Annotated in this window: 5 protein-coding genes and 1 pseudogene; 4 read left to right on the top strand and 2 right to left on the bottom strand. The window is 59.6% G+C overall.

Annotated features, from left to right (window positions below; genetic code table 11):
- Both JQ46_RS02235 and JQ46_RS10760 read left to right on the top strand, forming a co-directional pair.
- Nucleotides 1–252 (top strand): annotated as a pseudogene (locus JQ46_RS02235) (IS1249 family transposase); the annotation flags it as partial.
- A gap of 155 nt (nucleotides 253–407) precedes the next feature.
- Nucleotides 408–821: a hypothetical protein gene (locus JQ46_RS10760; protein WP_192817223.1), complete on the top strand. Its 414-nt coding sequence runs from the start codon at nucleotides 408–410 to the stop codon at nucleotides 819–821.
- 37 nt (nucleotides 822–858) lie between these two features.
- Here JQ46_RS10760 and JQ46_RS02225 read toward each other — a convergent pair whose 3' ends face one another.
- Nucleotides 859–1,707 carry a hypothetical protein gene (locus tag JQ46_RS02225; RefSeq protein WP_237744677.1) on the bottom strand — a complete coding sequence of 283 codons (849 nt, stop codon included), beginning with the start codon at nucleotides 1,705–1,707 and terminating at the stop codon, nucleotides 859–861.
- Nucleotides 1,708–2,015: 308 nt separating this feature from the next.
- On the opposite strand from JQ46_RS02225, the gene JQ46_RS02220 reads away from it, so the two are divergent.
- Both JQ46_RS02220 and pntB read left to right on the top strand, forming a co-directional pair.
- The gene (locus tag JQ46_RS02220; protein ID WP_034985105.1) at nucleotides 2,016–3,641 is read left to right on the top strand and encodes a Re/Si-specific NAD(P)(+) transhydrogenase subunit alpha; all 1,626 of its coding nucleotides are present in this window, start codon (nucleotides 2,016–2,018) and stop codon (nucleotides 3,639–3,641) included.
- A 3-nt stretch (nucleotides 3,642–3,644) separates the two neighbouring features.
- Nucleotides 3,645–5,138 (top strand): Re/Si-specific NAD(P)(+) transhydrogenase subunit beta, encoded by a 1,494-nt coding sequence (gene pntB, locus JQ46_RS02215; RefSeq protein WP_034985103.1) that lies wholly within the window; start codon nucleotides 3,645–3,647, stop codon nucleotides 5,136–5,138.
- Between the two features lie 161 nt (nucleotides 5,139–5,299).
- Here the strand turns inward: pntB and JQ46_RS02210 are convergent, their stop codons facing one another.
- Complete coding sequence (locus JQ46_RS02210) at nucleotides 5,300–6,511, bottom strand: IS110 family transposase (protein WP_034985101.1); 1,212 nt, start codon at nucleotides 6,509–6,511, stop codon at nucleotides 5,300–5,302.
- Between the last annotated feature and the right edge of the window lie 160 nt (nucleotides 6,512–6,671).

The raw sequence follows: 6,671 nt of genomic DNA, 5'->3' as shown, positions 1-6,671 counted from the left end.
GGACTATCACTACCGCATCAACGCACAGTGATGGATTGGTGGCTGTATCTACATACAGAAGTCCCTGACGATCCGGTCAAGATCGCCAGGGACCAACGATGGGGTCAAGACGCACTTTCCACAGCAACAGACCTGATCACCCACAACACCACAGCCACTACCAATGACATCGGTGCACCAGCAGAATACGACACCGCCATCGACACCAGCTACCAACACAACCTCGGCATCCAAAAAGGCTGGATCAAATAACCGCAACACGCCCGGAAAAGACACACTTTTCTTTACTTAACCCGTTCTTGGCGATCGGCCCGGATGAGTTCACTATCTCCAATCCACAGGACACACAGCTTGGAAGTGCACGCCAAAGGTGGAAGGCGAGCGATCTGTTCAAAGGTTCGCACGGGGTGGAGATTTTCGATGCTGCAGACACGCTTGTGCTCTCGGTTGAGAACCCGCTGGGTGTCTTTTGGGACGAGTACACCGTGCACCGAGTAGATCCGGAGTCCGGCGAGAAGGCGGAGCTCGCGCACCTCACGAAGCGGTTTGCGTGGTTCAGCACCAGATACGACGTGCATATTGCCGGTTATCCCCGGATGGAGATCAAAGGCGAGGCCTTCCAGCTCGACTACTCGCTGATAAGCCAGGGGCGCAAAATCGCAGAGGTGAGTGCGGAATTCCCCGGTGTTGGCAGGGCGCTGATGAGCAAGACTAGATACCGCATCACAATTGAGCCGGGGCTGGACGAGAACGTGCATGCCGCTGTCCTCGGTATCGCTTTCGCGCTAGATATGCGAAGGAGGAAGATGCGCGAGAGCTAGGCGTTAGAGGCCCCGAGCGTTGTCTTCTCGCGGTGCATTACGCGCGAGTGCCTGAGTTACCGTCGGACATGAGAGGCGCGCCGTCAGCATTGCGCTTCACAGGGAAGCTCTCTGGCAGGAACAGGGACACACCATCCTCCGCGGTAAGAACATCCCAGTGGTTATCGTGCACCCAGAACGTCAGAGGGGAGATGTTCACCGGGTGCTGCCGCAGCTCGTGGCGGGTCTGGGCCATCTGCTGCATGATGTTGTCCGCTGGCTGATCCGGAACCACTGGGTGAACCAGAACCGTGCTGCCACCGGGCATGGAGACTACGTGTCCGTGGCCATGGTCAGGAATCTTGGTGATCTGCAGGAAGAGATCGAACGTGATAGCGAGCGTCGCCCCGAATGGGAAGTCCGACTTAACCTGGAAGAAAACATCGCCAGCGCTTGCAATCTTCAGCGTTTCGAGAGACTTACGCGTGGTGGCCATAGAAGCCGCTGACCAAAAAGTGTGGTTGCTCTCGGGCATGTCCTGGCCCGGGAAGGTTGCGTCGCCCAGAACTTGCAGGTCAAGGTCGAAGCCCTGCGGAAGATCAGCGTCGGAGAGTGGCTTGAAACCGGAATCTACGGTGGCGAGGAAGCGGTAGACGCCCGGCAAGATCTCCTTTGCGTATGAGTAGTTGCTGGCATCCTTCGGGGCAGGGGAGATGATGCCGTACACAAGCTCTCCATTCGGGGCGGTTAAGGTCGCGTTACCGTCGCTGTCGTGCCGAAACTTCAAGTGGCCATGCTGAGCTGCTGGCTGCTGCGCTGCTGGCTGCTGACCAGCAGCTTCCTGCGCTGCTGGCTGCTGTGGTGAGGCGGTGTTGTCTTTCTTTTTCTTACCGAATAGTCCAAACATGGTTGTGAGAGTACGCAAATTCCGGAAGCTCCGCATGGCTTTGCTTCGGAAACTCTGAATGGCTTTAATCATCGCCGCCTCCCCAACGCCAAAGCTGAGGGCATCAACTCCCAAATTATGAGAGGTGCGGGGGTATTTCTCTCAAATCGTGATATGGGTCCAAATAATCACCTATGGTTTTAGAACTACCCAAAATGTAGTTAATGGGCTCGCAAACACCGTCCTAACCAGGCCTTCACCAGGCACAACGGCCGGATGAACGCGAGCAGAAGTAAGTATGCAAGAGACACACCAGTGAGGAGCCTCCCTTGCTAATCGGTATCCCCAGAGAACCAGAAGCCCTGGTCTCAGCCACACCGGACACCGTGGGCAAGCTCATCAAGCTTGGCTACGAGGTCACGGTTCAGTCCGGCGCAGGCGACCAGTCCAATTACCCTGACACCCTCTACGAAGAGGCCGGCGCGCGCATCGTCGGCGACGATGTTTGGCACGCGGACATCATCACCGCGCTCGACGCGCCAACCGACGAACAGCGCGCACAGCTCAAGCCCGGCGCTACCCTTATCGCTCGCCTGGCACCCGGCCGCAACGAAGAGCTCATCCAAGAGCTCGCGAACCAGAACGTGACCTCCGTGGCCATGGACACCGTGCCGCGCATCTCCCGCGCACAGTCCATGGACGTACTTAGCTCCCAGGCCAACATCGCCGGCTATCGCGCGGTCATCGAGGCGGCCAACACCTTCGGTCGCCTGTTCACCGGCCAGGTCACCGCCGCCGGCAAGGTTCCGCCTGCCGTCGTCTACGTCATTGGCACGGGCGTGGCCGGTCTAGCCGCGATCGGCACCGCGAACTCCATGGGTGCGATCGTCAAGGCCACTGACCTGCGCCCCGAGACCGCCGAGCAGGTCGAGTCCATGGGCGCCGAGTTAGTCGCCATCCAGGCGGAAACCGAGAAGTCCGAGGACGGCTACGCCAAGGAAATGACCGCCGACCAGGCGCAGGCTGCCGCCAAGCTCTATGCCGAGCAGTCCGCCGCCGCCGACATCGTCATCACCACCGCGAACATCCCTGGCCGCAAGTCCCCGGTGTTGCTCACCGCCGCCGATGTGGCTGCGATGAAGCCCGGCTCCGTCATCGTTGACATGGCCGCTGCCAACGGCGGCAACTGCGAGCTCACTGTCCCCGGCGAGATCACCGTTACCGACAACGGCGTGAGCATCATCGGCTACACGGACCTCGCCGGTCGCCTGCCTGCCCAGGCCTCGCAGCTCTACGGCCAGAACGTGGTCAACCTGCTCAAGCTCATGACTCCGGGAAAGGACGGCCAGCTGACCTTCGACCTGGAGGACGAGATCGTTCGCGGCATCACCGTCACGCACTCCACCTTCGCGGCGCCGTCTGCTGTCGCTTCTTCTGATGTTTCTTCTAATGACGCCACGTCCCAGCCCGCCGGGGAGGTCGCTGAGATCCTCTGGCCACCTCCACCGGTCAAGGTCTCTGCGGCTCCCGCCGCGCAGAGTGCGGGTGCTAAGGCCGATACGGATGTGGTTGCGGCGGAGCAGTCGGCGTCAAACCAAGAAGGCGAGGCAAAGAACAAGGGTGCGGGATGGAAGATCCTTGCTGCGCTGCTCGGCATCGCGCTGATTCTCGCCAGCCCGATGCAGGTCGCCGGCGAATACATGCTGCTCATGCTGGCCATCGTCGTGGGCTTCTACGTGATCACCGCGGTGACGCACAAGCTGCACACGCCGCTGATGAGTGAGACGAACGCGATCTCCGGCATCATCCTGGTCGGCGCGATCCTGCAGGTGGGCAGCTCGAACCTGGTTGTCGCGGGTCTGAGCTTTGTGGCGATTGTCGTGGCCTCTATCAATATCTTCGGCGGATTCTTCGTGACCCGTCGCATGTTGACCATGTTCGACGGAGGTAACTAAGCCATGAAACAACAACTTCTCAGCGCTGCCGAGACGGGCGCGCAGAACCTCGTCAACCCGACCGTCCTCGAGTGGACGGACAAGATCACCAACCTGGCCTACCTGGTCGCCGCACTTCTGTTCATCCTGGCGCTGGCAGGTCTGGCGAAGCAGCAGACCGCATCGCGCGGCAACCGCTTCGGCATCGCCGGTATGACCATCGCGCTCATCGCGACCATCGTCAAGGCCGTGGTCAACTCCATCAACGGGGGAGATGCCTCCACAGGTCCGCTCGTGACCGTGCTGTTGATTGCCGTGGCGATGCTGCTCGGTGCCGCGATTGGCATCCCGCGCGCCAAGAAGGTCGAAATGACCGAAATGCCGGAGCTCATTGCGATGCTGCACAGCTTCGTGGGCTTGGCCGCCGTGCTTATTGGCGTGAACTCCTTCATTCAGCCGGACGAGCGCACGAAGTCCATCGAGGCGTTCCACCTGGGCGAGGTTTACCTGGGTGTGTTCATCGGTGCGGTGACGCTCACGGGCTCCATCGTGGCGTATCTCAAGCTATCCGGAAAGATGGACGGTAAGCCGCTGATGCTGCCGGGCCGCCATCTGCTGAACCTGGCTGTCATTGTGGTGTCTCTCGTGGGCATGGTGCTGTTCATCTCCGCTGGCCACGAGAACCTGACCCTGGCGTGGATCGCGCTGGGCGTAATGCTTGCGCTGGCGCTGTTCCTGGGCTACCACCTGGTGGCGGCGATCGGCGGTGGCGATATGCCGGTGGTTGTGTCCATGCTGAACTCCTACTCCGGCTGGGCGGCCGCAGCGGCGGGCTTCATGCTGGCCAACCCGCTGCTCATTATCGTGGGCGCGCTGGTCGGCTCCTCCGGTGCCTACCTGTCCTATGTGATGTGCCAGGCAATGAACCGTAGCTTCGTCTCCGTTATCCTCGGCGGTTTCGGCGGCGAGGCTGCAGCTTCCGACGACCGAGAATACGGCGAGCACACCGAGGTCACCGCGGCTGAAACCGCGGAGCTGCTCAAGGGCGTGAAGAAGGTCATGATCACCCCGGGCTACGGCATGGCCGTGGCGCAGGCGCAGTACCCGGTGGCAACACTGGTGGAGCGCCTGAAGGAACAGGGCGTGGAGGTCACCTTCGGCATCCACCCTGTGGCAGGCCGCCTGCCAGGACACATGAACGTGCTGCTGGCTGAGGCCAAGGTGCCGTATGAGATTGTCCTCGAGCTCGACGAGGTCAACGACGACTTCGGGGACATCGACGTGGTGCTGGTCATCGGCGCGAACGACACCGTCAACCCGATCGCCGAAGAGCCAGGTTCTCCGATCGCGGGTATGCCCGTGCTGAAGGTCTGGGAGGCGGAGAAGGTCATCGTCTTCAAGCGCTCCATGGGCTCCGGCTACGCGGGCGTGCAGAACCCGCTGTTCTTCAACGAGAACACGGACATGCTGCTGGGTGACGCGAAGAAGACCGTCGAGGAGATTATCGCGAACCTGTAGGGGGACGTTGCAGGAGTTAGGGGGGAGGCCCTGAGCTGGGGGGTGTCCCTATGTTTTTGTCAAGTGCCAGACCGATGTTGACGAGCACAGTCTTGGGAGTAGTTTCTTAGGCGTGCCTAGGAGCCGGCCAGCGTGTGCTGGTCGGCTTCGTCTTTGGGGCTTTATGCGGCGACGGGGCGTGGCGGGATTTCGCGGAAGAACTCCTTGTTTTTCAGCATCGCGTAGATGACATTGCATCGGCGTCGTGCCAGGCAGATGACTGCTGCGTTGTGGCGTTTTCCTTCAGCGCGTTTGCGTTCGTAATACCGCCGTGACGGTTCGTGGCTGCGGATAACTGCGAATGCGGAGTAGAACAAGGCGTTTTTCAGTCGTTTATTGCCTGACCGTGCCGGGAACTCACCTCTGATCGACGAACCTGATCGTCTAGTCACGGGTGCTATTCCAGCATAAGCAGCTAAGTGGCCAGCACTAGCGAAGTCGGAGCCATCACCGATCGCAAGAAGGATCTGCGCTGCGGTCTTGATGCCGACTCCGGGCATACTCATCAAGACCTCACAAAAAGGGAAATCAGCGAGCATCTCTTCAACCTGCTCAGCAATGGTGTTTCGTTGCTCTTTGAGGGCCTGGATGTTTGCAGCCAGTTGAGGAATTACTAACTCGGCGGCATCGCTTCCAGGCACGGTGACTGTTTGAGCTTTCAGCGCTGTAAAAATGTCGTCTACCAGCGGGGTGGGGTCTTTACGTGTGCGCTTGATCATCCAGTTCAACACTCGTTGGTATCCGGCTCTTTTTAGCCCCTGCGGTCCCTTGTAATGGATCAATAATTCCAGGATCGGCGTGCGAGTCAGGGTGCTACCAGCAAAAACTCGTTCCAGGCTGGGGTAGATCTGGGTGAGGACACTGCGAAGCCGATTGACAGTGCGAGTGCAATCGCGGGCGATGTCATCATCGAAGCCGGACAGCATCTTTAGGGCGGAGAGTACCTCATCATTGCGGTCGACGGCACGTAGCGTGTGGGGCATTGTGCGGGCGGTGTCGGCGATGATGAATGCGTCGCGTTTGTCTGTTTTTGCACGTCCCGGATAGAGATCTGCAGCTTTGCGCATCGCAAGACCTGGCAGGTATCCGACTTCGCAACCGCAGTCCCGGGCTACAGCAATCGGTAGTGCGCCGATGGTGTTGGGTTGGTCGACGATCACGAGCACGGTGCCAAGCTTCTGAAGCTGGTGAAAAACGCCTGCTAGTTCGGATTCGAGTTGAGGCAACGGTTTGTCGAAGACCTTGTTGCCATCACGGTCTAAGGCGCAGGCGTGGTGTTCAGATTTGCCGACGTCTAACCCAAGGAATATGTCGATGGAATGCTCCGGAGACATGATGAGCTCCTAGAAAACGAGATGGGTATGGCGTTGTTCCAGTCGCTGGTGTCATGACCTTCGTTAGAAGCACCCACGTTACAAAGAGACCTAGTTTAAAACTGGCCGTGTCCCTATCAGCTGTCATCGAAAGTCCTGGCACCCGGCGGCAACACCCCCC

It is taken from the genome of Corynebacterium jeikeium (assembly GCF_000738175.1).
GTDB lineage: Bacteria > Actinomycetota > Actinomycetes > Mycobacteriales > Mycobacteriaceae > Corynebacterium > Corynebacterium jeikeium_C.
This window is presented reverse-complemented; position numbering and strand designations above follow the sequence as displayed.